The organism is Sporosarcina sp. FSL K6-1522, assembly GCF_038622445.1.
GTDB lineage: Bacteria > Bacillota > Bacilli > Bacillales_A > Planococcaceae > Sporosarcina.
In genome coordinates this window covers 2,019,925-2,036,705 of sequence record NZ_CP152019.1, presented here as the reverse complement: position 1 = coordinate 2,036,705, position 16,781 = coordinate 2,019,925, and the positions used below count along the sequence as shown (strand labels likewise).

General features: G+C 40.6%; 15 protein-coding genes. 4 read left to right on the top strand and 11 right to left on the bottom strand.

What is annotated here, in order from left to right; genetic code table 11:
- Positions 1 to 103 precede the first annotated feature (103 nt).
- The 8 genes from MKY34_RS09920 to MKY34_RS09885 form a co-directional block, all read right to left on the bottom strand.
- Positions 104 to 1,591, bottom strand: coding sequence for a helix-turn-helix domain-containing protein (locus MKY34_RS09920; protein WP_342515003.1), 1,488 nt, complete (start codon positions 1,589 to 1,591; stop codon positions 104 to 106).
- A 55-nt stretch (positions 1,592 to 1,646) separates the two neighbouring features.
- On the bottom strand, positions 1,647 to 3,329 hold the full coding sequence (locus MKY34_RS09915; RefSeq protein ID WP_342515002.1) for a HAMP domain-containing methyl-accepting chemotaxis protein: 1,683 nt from the start codon (positions 3,327 to 3,329) through the stop codon (positions 1,647 to 1,649).
- A gap of 187 nt (positions 3,330 to 3,516) precedes the next feature.
- Entirely contained in the window at positions 3,517 to 4,314 is a 798-nt protein-coding gene (locus MKY34_RS09910) for an ABC transporter ATP-binding protein (RefSeq protein ID WP_342515001.1), read from the bottom strand.
- Between the two features lie 140 nt (positions 4,315 to 4,454).
- On the bottom strand, positions 4,455 to 6,353 hold the full coding sequence (locus MKY34_RS09905; RefSeq protein WP_342515000.1) for an SLC13 family permease: 1,899 nt from the start codon (positions 6,351 to 6,353) through the stop codon (positions 4,455 to 4,457).
- A gap of 189 nt (positions 6,354 to 6,542) precedes the next feature.
- Positions 6,543 to 7,640 carry a hypothetical protein gene (locus MKY34_RS09900; RefSeq protein ID WP_342514999.1) on the bottom strand — a complete coding sequence of 366 codons (1,098 nt, stop codon included), beginning with the start codon at positions 7,638 to 7,640 and terminating at the stop codon, positions 6,543 to 6,545.
- Positions 7,641 to 8,098: 458 nt separating this feature from the next.
- The gene (locus MKY34_RS09895; protein WP_342514998.1) at positions 8,099 to 9,547 is read right to left on the bottom strand and encodes a HAMP domain-containing sensor histidine kinase; all 1,449 of its coding nucleotides are present in this window, start codon (positions 9,545 to 9,547) and stop codon (positions 8,099 to 8,101) included.
- A 4-nt stretch (positions 9,548 to 9,551) separates the two neighbouring features.
- Positions 9,552 to 10,226, bottom strand: coding sequence for a response regulator transcription factor (locus MKY34_RS09890; protein ID WP_342514997.1), 675 nt, complete (start codon positions 10,224 to 10,226; stop codon positions 9,552 to 9,554).
- Positions 10,227 to 10,455: 229 nt separating this feature from the next.
- Positions 10,456 to 10,995 (bottom strand): DUF420 domain-containing protein, encoded by a 540-nt coding sequence (locus MKY34_RS09885; protein ID WP_342514996.1) that lies wholly within the window; start codon positions 10,993 to 10,995, stop codon positions 10,456 to 10,458.
- Positions 10,996 to 11,228: 233 nt separating this feature from the next.
- Between MKY34_RS09885 and MKY34_RS09880 the strand changes: the two genes are divergently transcribed.
- The 4 genes from MKY34_RS09880 to MKY34_RS09865 all read left to right on the top strand — a co-directional run bounded on the left by MKY34_RS09880 (position 11,229) and on the right by MKY34_RS09865 (position 14,112).
- Positions 11,229 to 11,594, top strand: a complete 366-nt coding sequence (locus MKY34_RS09880; protein WP_342514995.1) for a DUF488 domain-containing protein — start codon at positions 11,229 to 11,231, stop codon at positions 11,592 to 11,594.
- Positions 11,595 to 11,673: 79 nt separating this feature from the next.
- Positions 11,674 to 12,579, top strand: a complete 906-nt coding sequence (locus MKY34_RS09875) for an AEC family transporter (RefSeq protein WP_342514994.1) — start codon at positions 11,674 to 11,676, stop codon at positions 12,577 to 12,579.
- A 36-nt stretch (positions 12,580 to 12,615) separates the two neighbouring features.
- On the top strand, positions 12,616 to 13,551 hold the full coding sequence (locus MKY34_RS09870; RefSeq protein WP_342514993.1) for a DMT family transporter: 936 nt from the start codon (positions 12,616 to 12,618) through the stop codon (positions 13,549 to 13,551).
- Between the two features lie 120 nt (positions 13,552 to 13,671).
- Positions 13,672 to 14,112 carry a YusW family protein gene (locus MKY34_RS09865; protein ID WP_342514992.1) on the top strand — a complete coding sequence of 147 codons (441 nt, stop codon included), beginning with the start codon at positions 13,672 to 13,674 and terminating at the stop codon, positions 14,110 to 14,112.
- 87 nt (positions 14,113 to 14,199) lie between these two features.
- Here MKY34_RS09865 and MKY34_RS09860 read toward each other — a convergent pair whose 3' ends face one another.
- From MKY34_RS09860 to MKY34_RS09850, 3 genes are all read right to left on the bottom strand, one after another.
- The gene (locus MKY34_RS09860) at positions 14,200 to 14,514 is read right to left on the bottom strand and encodes a hypothetical protein (protein WP_342514991.1); all 315 of its coding nucleotides are present in this window, start codon (positions 14,512 to 14,514) and stop codon (positions 14,200 to 14,202) included.
- Positions 14,515 to 14,599: 85 nt separating this feature from the next.
- Positions 14,600 to 14,851: a hypothetical protein gene (locus MKY34_RS09855; RefSeq protein WP_342514990.1), complete on the bottom strand. Its 252-nt coding sequence runs from the start codon at positions 14,849 to 14,851 to the stop codon at positions 14,600 to 14,602.
- A 1,320-nt stretch (positions 14,852 to 16,171) separates the two neighbouring features.
- Positions 16,172 to 16,735, bottom strand: a complete 564-nt coding sequence (locus MKY34_RS09850; RefSeq protein WP_342514989.1) for a hypothetical protein — start codon at positions 16,733 to 16,735, stop codon at positions 16,172 to 16,174.
- Positions 16,736 to 16,781: the final 46 nt, after the last annotated feature.

Genomic DNA, 16,781 nt, shown 5'->3' with positions numbered 1-16,781 from the left:
GTGCTTTTTTTATGTTTTGTTAACACTCAATTATCGATAAAAGATTATTTTATAATTTATCCCACAAAGAAACACCCTAACTCACAAATTATGAGTTAGGGTGTTAGTTGTTGACGCCGGTACGATAGGCATGAGGGGTACACTGTTCAACTTGTTTAAATTTCGCTGTGAAATAGCTTTGATGTGTATACCCTACTAACTGCGAGATTTCTTCCATCGATAGATCCGTTTCCTGCAGTAGACGCTTTGCTTCCTGTATGCGTACCTGATGTAAGATAACACGGAAGGACTGCTCGGATTCGGCTGAAAATCGTCGACTCAACGTACTTTTATTGATGCGCAGGGAATCTGCACAATCAGCAAGTCCCCACTGCGCATCCCAGTAATTCGATTCAATCAACGCCTTTGTTCTTTCAACGAGTGTCTGCTCGCCATTTCGGTTATGCAAATTGGCAGCTTCAACCGCTATCAAACGTGTAGTAAATGCCAACAGTTCCTGCACAATCTCATAAATGATCGGACTTTGAAAAATTTGTTGAAACACGGCATAGTAAGCGTCTTCCCACTCGTCCGTCTGGATATTATACGATTTCATATATCTTCGAATCTGGGCAAGTACACTTGTCAGTCGAACACGGACAATTTCCGGATCGGGATACGGTTTTTGATACGTTAGGAATTCGTTCTCAACCCACTCTCGAATTCCCTTCGCATCCTGCTTCTCCAACATTTCAATCCATTTACGCTGTTCCAATGGAGTCAAAAACGGGTCAATAGGCATCCAGTGAACTTGCTTTTCATTTGATAGTATAATATCGTATCCTTCAAAAAAGATTTTTTCGGTTAGTTTCTTCGTTTGTAAATAGCTTTCTTTCGTCGACAATTGGACAGCAGATTCATGACTGACAATTGCTAGCGGTTTGCCTACTTGCTCTCGCCATTGCACAAGAAATGTACGGTATTCTTCATGAAAAAACGCCTGATCCTTTGCATCATGCACACAAAGGACAAATTCGGCAAGAGCAAACAGTTTATGTGCTTTCGTAAATGGGAAACCCTGTAATGCATCATACACAAGCGGTAACGAATCGTTTTGTCTCGTCAAAAAAGCGGACATGGTCAGCTCCTTTGCAGGCATGCTTTCCGTAAAGAACAAGTCCGGGTAATCAATTGAAAATGAGTCCGTTTCGTTGCTCTGCCTTCTTGCCTGTTCACGCTGTTCATTTCTCAACTGATAGCGAACTTGTTGAATTTGTTTGATCAAGTTCGTTGGAGAAAACGGGCGGAATAAGACATCCTCCGCATGAAATTGCAGTCCTCGATATGCAGTTTGAAAAATACGCTCCGAAGAAATGCCTATCCAGCGCATAGTCATTTTCCGTAGCAATTCCCCAATACCTTCATTTTCTTGAATCCATGCATCCATATCTAATAGAAGCAAGTCAGGCGATTCGTTGTTAAATTGACGGACATAGTCTTCCAATGATGCAAATGTCATCATCGTTGCGCCCGCCAAATGCGTTTCAACTAGCCAGCGAATACCCTCTGCCTCTAATGTATCCTTTGCTACCAAATGAATTTGCAACTCCATCACATCACTTTTCCACGTCGATTATTTAGCAACGACACCCTTCCCGACTTAGGTGTTACAATCGAAAATGCTGAATCGATGTCTGTAATTCTTCTGCCATATGCGCGAGCGCTTCGCTTGCCGCTGTAATCTCCTCTGTTGTGGCAAGCTGTTCCTCTGATGCTGCACTACTTTCCTGCGAAGCGAGCACACTCGATTCAGCAACTGCATGAACGGCTTCAACAGAATTTGCAATCTCATTATTAATAGTTGCCATCAGTTCTACTGAGCTATTTACTTCAGCAGCATGCTCCGTTACTTTAGCAACCATTTGTTCAATCTCACCAAAAATATGGGAAACTTCTTCTGTTTTGACAAGCCCGTTTTCTACACGTTCTGTTCCTTGCTGCATCGAATTCAAGACTTCCTGTATTTCAAGTTGAATTTCCTGCACCATGTTGAAAATTTCTTCCGCTGACACACGTGATTCTTCTGCCAATTTGCGAACTTCATCCGCTACAACGGCGAAGCCCTTTCCTTGTTCCCCTGCACGTGCCGCTTCAATCGCTGCATTCAATGCTAACAAATTCGTTTGATCTGCAATCCCCGTAATAATATGAACAATCTCGCCAATTTCTTTCGATTTATTCTCTAAACTTTGCACAGATACGGCGGTCTCCGACACGGCCTCTGCAATTGAATGCATTTGCCCATTTACTGATTCAACGGCTCGTGCACCTACTTGTGTTTTTTCAAATGCCTCTTTTGACTGACGATTCGATTGCTCACTATTCGTGGCAATGCCCCGCATATTCATCGTCAATTGTTCAATCGCTACAGATATTTCATTGACACTACGAAGCTGATTATCCGCGCCATCTGCTGAGTCTTGCGACAAATTTGCAACCGACTCAGCCGCCGCCATACTCTCTTCTGCACTCGCAGATAATTCTTCTGAGCTCGCCGACACTTGTTGGCTAGAATCCAATGCCCCACTCACAACTTCTCTTAGCTTTAGCTGCATATTATTTAAGCCTGTGCCAAGCATTGCGATCTCATCTTTCCCTGCGAGCACCAACTGCTGTCCTTGCAAATCACCATCTTCGATTTCTCGAACACGAGTGACCACTGTCGCTAATCGCTGAATCATTTGCTTGCTGAATAGGTAAGCAATGAGAATCGCCAATAAGATACTCACGACGATTAAAATAATGCTCCAGCGTAATACGTCGTCGTAAACGGCTTGACTCTCCTCCATCATGCCTTCCGAAATAGTATTATTCATCGTTGTTAATTCCGTGAAATGTGCTTGCGCCTCTTCAAACAACGCTTTTCCAGCCTGTACCCCTTGTTCCGCATCTGCCCATTGCTCATTTTCAATAAAAGCTAAATTTTTATGTACACGTTCATCAAACAAGTTCCAACTGTCCTTAAACGCTGTAAATATTGCGAGCTCTGCTTCATCCATCTTCGTCTCTTCAAACTTTCCAATCCACATTTGTAGCTCTTCTAAATTTTCTCTCGTTTGTCCATTGCTATTTGAATTTTTAAATACAAGACTCGTCAGCATATTCACCCGTGTGTTTTCCGATAACTGCCCAATTTCAATTAAGTAGTTCCCTGGAATCATTCCATCCTCATACATAGATGTTGCATTGTTATTTAATTTGTTTGCTTGAAATAAATTATACAAACTTAACGCGACAAAAATCATGACCACCGTAGTAAACGCCAATACTAATTTGCCAAATAACTTCATAGACTGCTCCTCCTCTTGGTCCAACGATTCATATACATTCAGTATAAACCATAGGACTTACTAACGATAGCCCAATTATGAAAATATAAGTAATTAGTACCTTTATTTACAATTAATTTAACTTATAACCCTTTTTTTGTTACTTATCTGCTCAACAGGTGCCCTTATAGAATAAGGCTTTGACAAATTAATTCTTTGCCGCTTCTTTACTCACCGCCAACCACGGACGTTCCTCATCCCAACGAACCGTCAAAGAAACACGATACGTTTCAGAAAGATAATCGTCCTTTAGAACATCCTCTTTCGGTCCCGCCGCAACTATTTTTCCGTCTTTCAATAGCAGCACATGCGTAATTTCTTTCACGAGTTCTTCAATATGATGCGTTACATAAACAATGTGACAGTCCTTGTTAACAATGTCCTCCATAACGCGTAGCAATTGTTCACGCGACAAAATGTCCAATCCCGAACACGGCTCGTCTAAAATAAGCATTTTAGGATCATTCATCAATGCCCGGGCAATCAATACTCGCCTCTTCTCTCCCTCAGACAACTGTTGATAAGGCTTCCCTTTTAAATCCATCAACCGCAAGTTTTCAAGTAATGCGTCGGCTTTCTCCCAATCTGCTTGTGCCACTTGTTCATGTAGCCCAAAACTCGCAAACTTGCCACTAACAACGACTCTTTCTACCTTTTCCGTGTTAAAAAATGGCGAAAAACGATCCAACGAGCTACTGACAAATCCGATTTCTTTGCGCAATTCTGGTAAACTTGTTTTCCCAAATAGATTGCCGAGAACCGTTACTTCACCTGAGGTTGGAAAATGATAGCCCGACACAATATTAAGCAGCGACGTTTTCCCCGAGCCATTTAAGCCTAGAATACCCCAATGCTCATTTTGTTGAATAGTCCAATTGATCCCCTGTAAAATTTCTTTCTTCCCTCTTTGGTACGATACATTTTTCAAAGATACGACTTGATTCATCATTAAAACCTCTATTCTTTTAAATTATTCTGATAAATATAATCATAGCATCGTTTTTCCAATTTGAACATTCTTCTATACAAAAATGCCTATGTAGCATTTGCTTCATTAAATGAAACAACTGTACATAGGCATATCATTTACAATGGAAACACGATCGGTATCGCAATCATCATGACAATAAACATCACAATTTGTAACGGTACACCGACCTTTACAAAGTCGAAAAACCTATAGTTGCCTGCCGTCATGACAAGCGCGTTTGTCGGAGAAGCAACTGGTGTAGCAAACGCCATACTGGAAGCGACCGCCACAGCGATTAAAAACGTATAAGGGCTCGCCTCTAAGCTAATAGCTGCATTCATAGCAATCGGTGCAAACAACACAGCCGTCGCCGTATTGCTAATAAATTGACCAAACACCATCGTGATAAAATAAATACCCGCCAACACGCCTAGCGCTCCAAAGCCACCGAGTATGCTAATAATCCCTTCCGACAGCAACACCATCCCCCCCGTTTTCTCTAGTGCTGTCGCCATTGGCAGCATCGCCGCAATTAACACAATACTTTCCCAGTTAATTTTACTATACGCATCATCCATATTGCGCACACAGCCCGTCACAATCATCAAGACCGCACCAATTAACACCGAAATCACTGCTGGGAATACTTCAAAAATCATCAATAACACCATTAATAACATGATGCCGCCCGCAATCGGTGCTTTGCCGTTCGCCGCAGCCATACTGGCATGTTCCTTTGGCTGTCCTACAACGACGACATCACGTGTTTCCCTCGCGAGCAATTCAATTTCATCCCACGAGCCTTGCACTAACAAAGCATCTCCGAAACGCAGGCGCTCCTTCGACATTTCTTTTAACACATATTCACCTCGACGATTAATGCCAAGAATGTTCAAATTGTATTTTTCCCGAAAGTTAATGCCCCGAATCGTTTCACCAATTAGACTGGAGTGCGGTGTCAGCAACACTTCCGCAATACCAAGCTGCTTCGATACCAATTCGTCAGCTTCTGACTCTCCTTGTTCAATCTCTAGTGTAAAATCGGCCACTAATTTCTCGATATTATTCAACGAACCTTGGATTTGCAAAATGTCCTTCGCTTGAATCACACTCGTCGGTCCAGCCATTTCCTGGTACGTCATCGGCAATAAGTTAATGCCTTCCGTCGATTTACGTTCAATAGTCAAAATACATAATTGGTACGTTCCCGGAATTTTTAATTGTGCCAGCCGCTTGCCAATCATTGCGGAATCCTCCGGTACACTTACGCGGAATAAGTTGCCACCTAATTGATAATCAGAAGCAAGCTGTTTTGGAGACAACTTATGCTCGTCTTTCGAATTATTTCTTCGTTTTTCATTCGGCAATAAAATATTGCGAACCGCAAATAAATAAATGATACCTACCACGACACCGATAATCCCAATTGGCGTAATGTCAAAGAAACCTAACTTTTCAAAGCCATTGTCCACCAATTGTTGACTGACAATCAAGTTCGGTGGAGAAGCAATGAGCGTCAACAAGCCTGAAAAACTCGCCATATACGATAAAGGAATTAAAAACTTCGACGGACTGCTTTTGATACTAACGGCCACACTAACAACGATTGGCAACATCAGTGCAACCGTCCCCGTATTGCTCATGAAAGCCCCAACAGCAGCGACAATGACAAGAAGCAATATAAATAACTTCTTTTCACTATCACCTGATGACTTCAACAGCACGTTCCCCGCCATTTGGGCCAGGCCCGTTCGTAAAATACCGGCTCCTACGACAAATAAACCCGCAATCATAATAACTACGGAATTGGAAAAGCCAACAAGTGCTTCTGTCGCATCTAAAATCCCCGTCAAAACGAATGCTAATAACGCCAGCATCGCCACAAGATCCGCACGTACGCGATTGCTCATGAATAAAACAATGCTAATGCCTAAAATGATAAATGTAACAATAAGCTGCAATTCACTCGAATCCTTTCTATTTATGACCGGCACGCGCCGTGTTATGACCGCCATGGTCCCTGTTATGCTCGGCATGAACAAGATTATGACCACCATACACCCTATTATGGCCGCCACAAACTTAATCTAAGTATATAACAAGCAGAAAAAAAGTGCCGTCACCTAGTGGACATTCTTGTGAACAATTCATGGATTCAAAAAAGCTGCAAGAGCCCGCTACTCAGCCCTTGCAACTTTTATCATTTAGTCATTCACCTCAAATACAGCAATGTCTCCTACATACTTATGATCATCCTTTGAAGTCATAATATAAGCCGTTTTAGAATCCTTGCTCCAATCACCCGAATAGGAGATAACCGCATATAAATCAGCATTCTCCATAATTCGTACGCTGTTTGTTACTTGCCCATCCACAAGTTCGGCCATATAGACATTCGCTTTAAACTTATCTTCAATCTGCACAGGTGTGTCGTAAAGGAGCTTACTTTCATCAGGGGATAATTTATAGAACGGTGTCCATATGCCCTCTTCACTTTTTCCGCCTGCCACAAGTTGTTGCACATCTTTTGTTTGTTCATCCCAATAAAAAATCCCTGTCTTCCCATCATAGTCACCGTTAAAAATGACAGAACCATTTTGTAATAGATCAAACTCGGAATATGAAATACCTTTTCCTTCTAGGTTCGTAACAGACGTAATCTCTCCCTGACTACTCAATCGATAAATACTAAAACCTTCCTCTTCACCGCGCGCAGCAAGGTAGACATCATCGCCCGCTTTTTTAATAGAAGAAATCGTCGCATCCGGATAATTACTTAAATCCCAAGTAGTCGTTTCATCCGTTTCCATATTCATAAGGCTCAATAAATGGGTTGTATAATCGAAATGAGCCACTTCATCGCCAATAAAAGTAGATTCCTCCGGCGAACCATTCCCCAGCAACTGCATGTCACCATTGTTTAAATGATGAATGAAAATTTCTCCGTCTGCATAAGACATCGCCCAATCCCCATTTTCCGACATGTCAAACACCTCTCGTTTTGCAAGTTCCTTTTCTTCCCCATTCTTTAAATCCAATGAATGAAACTTTCCATTTTCATTAAAATAAAGTCGGTTATCAGTAGACTCCCTTACAATTCCCGTATAGGCAATCTTTCTCCCCACTTCAATATCCTGCTGTCGAGATACGTCCAAACTACTGTCTACCAACGAACTTTCCAGTTGAACATCCTCATTAACCACAATCGTGTTTTGCGTTTCTGCACTACCTTGCAATGAACAACCTGCCGCCAACAAACTGACTGCCGTCAGCAATGCCAATCCTTTCAATTTTCCATGCATCATGCATTCCTCCTCATCATCTGTACATTTATAGAATACACATGACATATTGCTGACCTCGCAGTAGATGTTACCATTTTGTTGCTAACTATATAAATTACGCCTCGGCGTAATTGCGTCCAGATTTTTTTCGAGCTCGGGGCCTACAGGAAGTAGGTCATGCAACCGTTGCCGCAGGACGCGGCGAACTTAGGTTGCCTTCCAAAATCCTCTGAAAAATCTGTGACATCCGCCGGAGGCTTTATCTTCGTTCAGTGGGTGTTTGAACATCCACTGAACAGGTAACAAAACCGCATTCATCTCGCCACCTATCGAGGTGGGAGTTTTCTACTGAATGAAGATAAATTGAAATAAAAAATTCCATTAACACCGCTTGGCACTTGCGGATGGCTTACGGTGGGAGGAGACCGCTTGTAAGGCGCCTCCGCTGGATAGTAAATGAAAATCATAAGTTCAACCTAAATAGGAAAACAAATTGAAACCGTCACTCGTCCATCCTCATAGTCGAAGGCGATTATCCCATCATGCCGTGTAACAATTTGTTGACAAATAGCCAAGCCAAGTCCACTGCTTCCCTTCCCTTTCGTATGAATAAAAGGTTCAAATGCATGCAAAGCAATTTGTTCGGAAACTGGCTCACTATCGTTTGTCACCCTAATCATTTCTTTCTCCATTGCAACGACAATTTCTGTACCACTCACACCATATTTCACAGCATTATCTAGAAGATTACTAAACACTTGTCGCCATTCATCGCGATTACCATCAACGATAATATCTTCCCCCGTCACATCGATTGTCATTTGTCGCTGTCCTGCCTTCAATGCCATATCCTCACTAATCGACATGACAAGTGGCAACAATTGAACCGCTTCACGCTTTTTCAAACGAGGTGCTACTTCTCTTTTCGATAGCTCAATCAACTCAATGACCATTCGATTAAGACGCTCACTTTCCGAACGAATCTTCCTAGTAGCCTTCTGTAAAAATACAGGATCATTAAAGTCTTGTTCTCCAATAATTTGGGCGTAACCCGAAATCGTCGCAAGAGGCGTTTTTAATTCATGCGTAACATTATTAAAAAAGGATGTTCGACTCTTTTCTGCTTGAACAACTTTATCTTTTTCCCGTTCAAGCATCTCAATTTGCCGCTGGATATTTTGCTGCATATCATTAAAACTCGTCGCCAGCATTTCCAGCTCATCCTTCGTTTTCACCTGTACCTCAACGCCGTAATCTCCCGCTGCTACTTTCCTCGTGGCAGCCGTTAATCGTAGCAATGGCTTAATAATTTGTCTCGTTAGCAAAAAGGAAATTAAAAAGACGCCTACGAATAAACAAATGATGAGTACTCTAAAACTAGCTAATACCTTGTCATTCGCCGCAAATAAATTCGTATAATCTCCTGTAAAACGTAGAACTCCATAAAACTGGTCATGCATATATAAAGGGTAAGAAAAGTAAACCAGATTGCCACCTGCTACATTTACACGTGTGAATGCCGATTGATTTTTAAACGCTACTGCTAATTCAGAAGTAGGATTGCCCTCTACATTCACTTGATAGGTTTGATTTTCAACTAATAAAGGCTCTTCCATCGCAATCGCTTCATATAAAAAAAGACCTTCCGTATCGTATACTGCAACACTTTGTGTATGTAACCTGCTTAATTCCTGCGCAATTGTACTGCCGTACTCTGCAAACAAATCAGCCTGCGGAGGGTGAATCAAGGCAAATTGCTTAATATGTTCTCTCGTCGTATGTTGTAGCTTCGTTACTTCATTGGCTATCATGACCTGGCTGTTTGCTTCCATCGAGTCCTTCATCACCTGATCGACAATGAATGCAGCCAATGTGAATAAAATGAAGTACCCAACAACGAATTTCCGTTGAATTGTCCACTTCACCGGTCTACATCCCCCTCATTTTATAACCAACCCCAAATACTGTTTCAATAATGGAAGCCCCTAGTTTCTTGCGCAACCGCTGCACATGGACATCGACTGTACGGGCATCTCCGTCATAATCAAAATCCCAAACCGTATCAAGTATTTCTTCACGGGAAAAAACTTGGTTTTTATGTTGCGCAAACAACAAAAGCAGGTCATATTCTTTAGGTTTTAAAGGTACAGGCTCTTCCCCCTTCAAAATCGTATGTGAACGAGGCTCAATCCGCACAACATCATTGATCCGTAAATAGGCTGTGAAGGCAGTGCCTTTTTGTCGACGTAATAGTGCTTTAATACGCGCCGCCACTTCCCGAACATCAAACGGCTTGGTCATATAATCATCTGCGCCTAGCTCCAAACCAAGCACTTTATCAACAATATCATCCCGCGCAGTCACCATCAGAATCGGAACAGTGCTCATCGCTGTTAACTGCTTACAAATATCAAAGCCACTCATATCAGGCAACATTAAATCCAATATCACAACATCCGGCCCAATTCCTTCAAACAAACGCAAACCTTCTTGACCCGTAGCTGCGCCATGCACACGATACCCCTCTTTGCGCAAGGAATATGCGAGGATATCGAGGATGGATTCTTCATCTTCTATGATTAAAATCGTTTGATTCTTTGTCATGCATTCATCTCCTTATTCATCTTTATTCTACTCGAAAGTTATTGCCAAGTTGTTGCTAGTTTAGGTGAACTACAGAATCTTACTACCAACGCTAGGGAATGCCTCCTGCAATACCTCTGACAAAATCATATAGCCAGTAACCCGCACATATTCTTATGAAAGACAAATCCTTAATCTTTCCATAGTGAAAAGCCTTCCAAGAAAAATCCCTGGAAGGCTTTTGCTATTCTCAATAATAAGGCGAAATCAAAATATACACCAATACGCCTGTAAAACTCACATACAACCAAATCGGCATGGTCCAACGCGCAATTTTTCGATGGCGCTCATTTTCCATATTCCAAGCACGAGCTACACTCGTCAACGCAAGCGGTACGATTACCGCCGCCAACACGATATGTGTAATCAATACAAAGTAATAGAGCCCCGCCATGTCGCCGCCATATGGTGTCGATGGCGCTAAATAGTGATAAGTGACATACGTCAGTAAGAAAAAGAATGTCGTCGTAAACGCTGCGTAAATAAAGCGGCGATGTACAGTGACATTGCGCTTCAAAATCGCAAGCAATGCACAGACCAAGAACACAAATGTAAAGCTGTTCAAAATGGCATTCATGAGCGGTAAAATCGTCACATCAAATGCATCAAAATCCTTCTGCCCTCGCATGCCTGATAGCACAGCAATCGCACCAATTAACACAACCGATAATGTAATGATCATTGGTTTATAATTACGTTTTTTAAACGGTTTTGTTACATGATTCCCCATAAATCCATTCACTCCATTATCATTTTTAACCTCTTCTTTAGCATTTTACCATACTCTCAACCTATACACCCTTCAAGTGCAGAAGTTCGCAATTCTGTCGAAAAGGTATGGCTATTTATTGCAAGCAAATGTCTTATGCGAAACAATAAAATCTTTCCTCCTCCGACACTGAACAGCTAAATTACTGCTAAAATTAAGAAACAAGAGCCTTTCACAACTAAGGAGGAAAACTCATGGAACAAATCACCTTAAAAAGAATCTATGAACCGTACAATCCCAATGACGGCTATCGCGTCCTCATCGATCGCCTATGGCCACGCGGTGTGACAAAAGCCCGTGCACAACTCGACGATTGGGCAAAGGATGTTGCGCCAAGCAGTGAACTTCGGAAATGGTTTGCCCATGATCCCAAGAAATTTACAGCCTTTGAAGAACGTTATTTGGATGAACTTCATAACGATAAAGTAAAACGCCAAAAATTCGAAGAGCTATACACGCTTGCACAAACAACGAAAATTACACTACTATTTGCTGCCAAAGACCCCATTCACAATCACGCGATCCTACTAAAAGCGCAACTGGAACGCATATCAGAGTGATTTTCTTCCAAATGCCCTAGTTGACTTATCTGAATTCTGCTATAGTTATAATAAGTCATATTGTTGGAGATGAACGGCAATGGATTTAATCATGATTATTTTACCGGTCTTTATTATTTTTTTCATTGGGTATATGGGGCAAAAATTAATAGGCTTCGATATCAAGTCCATTTCAACGGCGGCCCTCTATTTAATGTCGCCGTTTTTAGCATTTCGGACCTTCTATTCGAACGAACTTACGATGGACTACTTGTACATCGTCTTATTTAGTTTACTCCTGACACTCGTGCTATTTATCGTAGTCTGGTTTACGGCAAGGGCTATGAAAACAACACGGCCTCAACGCTCTGCAATGATTCTCGGCGGCGTCTTCATGAATAGTGGGAACTATGGCGCCCCCGTTGTCTTATTCGCATTTGGCGCCGTTGGGTTCGATTACGCAGTTGTTATGATGGTGTTCCAATCGCTACTCATGAACACGCTCGGCATCTTTTTCGCTTCCATTGGTGGAGAGGAAAAAGCAACATGGCGCCAGTCCCTACAGCGTGTCATCCGTATGCCACTCATCTATGCTGCCATTTTAGGGGTTGGTCTACAACTTGCCGCTGTTTCCGTTCCAAAAACATTAATGGAAGGTATTAGCCTCGTTGCAGACGCTTCGATTCCAACTGTAATGCTCGTACTCGGCATGCAACTGGCAGCCATCGCTCGTAAAAAAGTCGCGTACCGTTATGTTTCTGCGGTAATCGTCATCAGAATGGTGCTCTCTCCATTGATTGCAGCTGGGATCTTGTATTTTATGCCTGTCAACGACTTATTAAAAGCAGTCATTATTGTACAGTCTGCAATGCCCGCAGCCGCGAATACGACGATGTTTGCATTACAATTTGGTACGGAGCCAGATCTTGTATCTTTCACTACATTTGTCACAACATTAATCAGTATCATTACCATCCCTATTGTCTTGCTCTTTTTAGGAGTCTGACGAGCATCTTTTCTTTATAATGAAAGTGAGGTCTTTATGGGAATGAACAAAATCCCACCGTTTTTATTATTACTCATTGCAACGATTTTATGGGGTGGCAACTTCGTGATCGGCCGCGCAGTAGCCAATGAATTACCTCCCTTTACACTAGCCTTTTTACGTTGGTGTACAGCGTGCATTGTCTTCCTGCCTCTCGCTTGGGTGCCTTTAAAACGTGATTGGCTTACGATCCGCAAACATTTTCCTGCTGTGCTTTTTATGTCTTTCACGGGCGTGGCAAGTTTTAACACCCTTGTTTATATCGCGCTTCATCACACAACGTCCATCAATGCTTCCTTGATGAACACATCAACGCCTATTCTGATATACATACTGTCTTTTATCTTTTTAAAAGAGCGATTGACAAGAAACCAAATGATCGGAACAGTAATTTCACTAATTGGGGTACTCTTTATCATTTCAAAAGGCTCTCTTGCCAGTTTGCTGCAGTTTTCGTTTAACCTAGGAGATATCATCATGTTGGTAGCTGTTATTTGTTGGAGTGCTTATTCTTTATTAGTCAAACATTTTTCTGGAAAACTACCAGGAAATGCAACATTTTTAGTGAGTATTTTTATCGGAATCATTATGCTTTTCCCTTTCTTTATATATGAAGTTACGAATCCAGCCGTTCATATTATATGGTCCGTGACATCGATTTCTTCCATTCTTTACACGGGCATTTTTGCTTCCATCGTTGCTTTCATCTGCTGGAATACAGGCGTTATTCGACTAGGGGCCAATAAAGCAGGCATATACTTAAACTTTATCCCTGTCTTCGCTGCGCTATTTGCTGTGTTATTTATCGGCGAATCATTGAAAGTATTTCAAGCTGCAGGGGGAATACTTGTCATTCTAGGAGTCTTTCTCACTTCCCGTGAAAAAATCTGGGGCCTTCGCCAAAAGCTTAACTTGAGCCAACAAATAAAATAATACCGTATTCATCCCACTACTTGCAGAATTAAGGAACCTCTACAGAATCAAGTTAAAACCGTATAACTCCTTTCCCCTTCGGTTAGATTGAAGGTAGCCAAGACTGAAAGGATGAGCGTATTGAAAACGAAATCGATCGTCGCTATGATTGTAGTCATATTACTACTAGGCGCTTGCAGCAATGAAAACATCGTCAAACAAGACGCATCTGATACGGAAGATAAAGAAAAATCTCTTGGAGAAAAATATGGGTTTACTTCTTTTGATGTAGCCATTGATACAAAGGAAATGAAAATGGCTTTGACCGCCAATTATGAGGAGAAACCTGATAAGACAGAGGCTACGTATGAAAACAAAATGGAAGACGCTTACCTGAAGGGCAACCAAGCGATGGACAAACTCGATACGATTTTCAAAGAACTTTCGATTGACCCCGAGACAGATGATGAAGACTTAATCAAACTCACTGCAGAAGCATTTGAAGTGATGGACTATACAACCTTGAAATTGACTATCAAATTCAAAGGCCATGATACAAAAAAATTGATGATGTCGAAGTAGTATCTCATGCCGAATCAAGAAAAGCACCGGTTACAGCACCGATGCTTTTTATTTTGAAGAAATTTCATTCTTTTGGATTAATAAAAGTTACTCGGAATCTAGCTCTACCCTGTCTTTAGCAATCTGCTCGTGCGAACGAATCAGGTTACTAATATAATCAATCTGAACCTCTCTATTCCCTTGAAACAAATACACAACAGCCCCCTTGTTTATCAACGCCTCCATTGTTTTCTTGAAGTCTTTTAATTCTTCTGTATCAAAGTACTCACATTCTAGTACCACATTGCTATCTTCTATCTTTCTTTTATTCTCTTGAATACTTGCTCCATTATTCTGTCTGATAATCGATACATACTTTAATTTATTTGAGTCGTTTTCAATTTTCAGCCTCATCTTCACCATAAAGATTCACCTTCTATAAGTAGTTAATCGTTAGATTTCTTGCATAACTAAATCTAATAAAAATTACTTAACTCATTAGCAATTATCAAGATTCTATCGTTGTTCGATCAACAAAGTTCTGATTCTCTTTAATAATCATTCTTGAAAGACGTCTTCCTGCTCTCTTAAAGAAGAAATCATCAGCGAACTCTTGTGAATCAATGGGTGAGAGCTGGTTAATAACCCCATGTTTTTTATCATACTCAATTCGCCCCATTGAATTCTCGTTTGGTCCGTATAGATATACTATCCTATCTTCGTTTTCAAACTCCTTCAACATCAATACAAAAACTGCCATGAATTCTCACCTTTTCTTTTTCCTATTCTTCTTCCCTTTATTTTTTATTGGCCTTTTATATCTTTCACTCTTCGGTAAACCGAAATCCGGATACACCTGTTTGACAAAATCCATGTTTTTAATAATATAAAAATAGCGGTGAATAAAAATAGAGAAATACGCAGTGAATATAGATAGTACTAAAATTAGAAAAATAAAGATCATCATTTTTGTAGATTCGCTAAAAACAAATGATAAAATAAGCTGACCAAACACATAGCCTAATCCTGCGAATGATAGCCATCTAATATTTATACTCTTCATCTGTTACATTTTACGATGCGCCCCCGTATAAATAGCCTTGATATTCAACCAATTTACCAATAGCAGTAAACCTAGAAAGAGAACTAATCCTATCATAAAGGGCATTTTCCCTTCTACTCCTGTATGAAGATACATTATTTTTTGCGTTGCCAAAAAATAGATATATGTGTTGATAAATCCGTATACTCCGAAATTAGATAATAAGACTTCTCAAACTTGTATGGCGCGATTATATAAATGAGTGCCCAAATATGTAATAGCCCGACTAGTACAATTGCCCAATTAAAATATATGGTCGAAAAAGGGATTGCAACAATGGGAATCATTCCGGCAATATAAAGAAACGTCAAGAAAAACGAAATTATATTTGTTTTATTTTCCTTAGGTGTTTGGAATCTCAAATAAGATAGTTTATTTGTATCAAGTGTTCTTTTATCGTTTTTTTTGGCCCCTCCTTTCCGTTAAACTAATCGCTTTTGGCACTAAAAAACGTTGTTCCCCTGAAAGTCGATAGGTACCAGTAACCGATTTGACAATCAGATTTAAGCACCCAATATTACGAAATAATTCATTTCTCTTGATGCACTTGAATCGAATGTTTTGATAAATATTCGTTTTTAAAGCTGGTATAATGCGATGTCCACATGTTATGTACAAAATACAAAAAGGGCATTGCTGCGATTGGTAATAGGAATAATAAGAACCAATATGGACTCTCCTTGATTCCTAAAATTGCGCCGCCTATAATACCAAACAAAATATAAAGTATGGAAATAAAACAAAGACTTACGTAGACTAGAAAAAAACCGGTATTCATATAAACTAATACATACATGGAAATCTTATTTCTTTTTCCCTGTACACATCGACTTAACTTCCAATTCGCCTTTATTTCAGAAGCGGACTGTTTCAATACTTCCCGTATATTCCTTATGATGTTCTTCATGTTTTCGGAACCTCCATCACTTTTCTAAATACAAAAGTGCTACAACCTCGTGAAAAGCTGTAGCACTTTTTTTATTTTTCCAATTCAAATTTAGCGTTTTCAATTTTCGCAGTTTTATTTTCATCGGTCATCAATTGGAGTAGTTTTTCTCCTTCTGCTGTAACCGGAACGGTAAATGGAACTGCATGGTTTGGCTGAATAACACCTGCAAATGGTTCAAGTAAGTTTATTTCTTCACGATCGAACACATATTTCACAGTACCTTCTGTCTCAACGCCTAACGTGTATTCTAGTGTAATATCTTTGATCCCTTTTTCTAATCGATTAATACCTAGAAATAACATGACACTCTCGCCTGCACTCGTTTTTACAAGGTCAATTCCGTGAATACTAAAGTCGTCCGCAACTCCGATTTCGGGATTTTCTTCTACAAGCCCTGACAATTGTTGATACATCTCATTTTCCAATGTGACGCCATTTTCCTCGTCCGCTTTCAATACTTGCATCGAAAGCGCTTGTTGCTCTTTATCTTTTTCCACGTTTTCTTCATCTCCTGTCTTCGGTTGTTCTTCATTTGTGGCATTACAACCGACTAATAGTATTGCGACGAATAAAATTCCTAGTAGCTTCTTCATTTCGAGACTCTCCAATCATGAATTAAAATTACTGAAGACTTATTAG

Excerpts from the sequence above, each read along its gene's own strand:
- MKY34_RS09900 (WP_342514999.1), bottom strand. The coding sequence starts at position 7,640 with ATGCATGGAAAATTGAAAGGATTGGCATTGCTGACGGCAGTCAGTTTG.
- MKY34_RS09870 (WP_342514993.1), top strand. The coding sequence starts at position 12,616 with ATGGGAATGAACAAAATCCCACCGTTTTTATTATTACTCATTGCAACG.
- MKY34_RS09915 (WP_342515002.1), bottom strand. The coding sequence starts at position 3,329 with ATGAAGTTATTTGGCAAATTAGTATTGGCGTTTACTACGGTGGTCATG.
- MKY34_RS09855 (WP_342514990.1), bottom strand. The coding sequence starts at position 14,851 with ATGGCAGTTTTTGTATTGATGTTGAAGGAGTTTGAAAACGAAGATAGG.
- MKY34_RS09880 (WP_342514995.1), top strand. The coding sequence starts at position 11,229 with ATGGAACAAATCACCTTAAAAAGAATCTATGAACCGTACAATCCCAAT.
- MKY34_RS09885 (WP_342514996.1), bottom strand. The coding sequence starts at position 10,995 with ATGGGGAATCATGTAACAAAACCGTTTAAAAAACGTAATTATAAACCA.
- MKY34_RS09920 (WP_342515003.1), bottom strand. The coding sequence starts at position 1,591 with ATGGAGTTGCAAATTCATTTGGTAGCAAAGGATACATTAGAGGCAGAG.
- MKY34_RS09850 (WP_342514989.1), bottom strand. The coding sequence starts at position 16,735 with ATGAAGAAGCTACTAGGAATTTTATTCGTCGCAATACTATTAGTCGGT.
- MKY34_RS09905 (WP_342515000.1), bottom strand. The coding sequence starts at position 6,353 with ATGGCGGTCATAACACGGCGCGTGCCGGTCATAAATAGAAAGGATTCG.
- MKY34_RS09860 (WP_342514991.1), bottom strand. The coding sequence starts at position 14,514 with ATGGTGAAGATGAGGCTGAAAATTGAAAACGACTCAAATAAATTAAAG.
- MKY34_RS09890 (WP_342514997.1), bottom strand. The coding sequence starts at position 10,226 with ATGACAAAGAATCAAACGATTTTAATCATAGAAGATGAAGAATCCATC.
- MKY34_RS09875 (WP_342514994.1), top strand. The coding sequence starts at position 11,674 with ATGGATTTAATCATGATTATTTTACCGGTCTTTATTATTTTTTTCATT.
- MKY34_RS09910 (WP_342515001.1), bottom strand. The coding sequence starts at position 4,314 with ATGAATCAAGTCGTATCTTTGAAAAATGTATCGTACCAAAGAGGGAAG.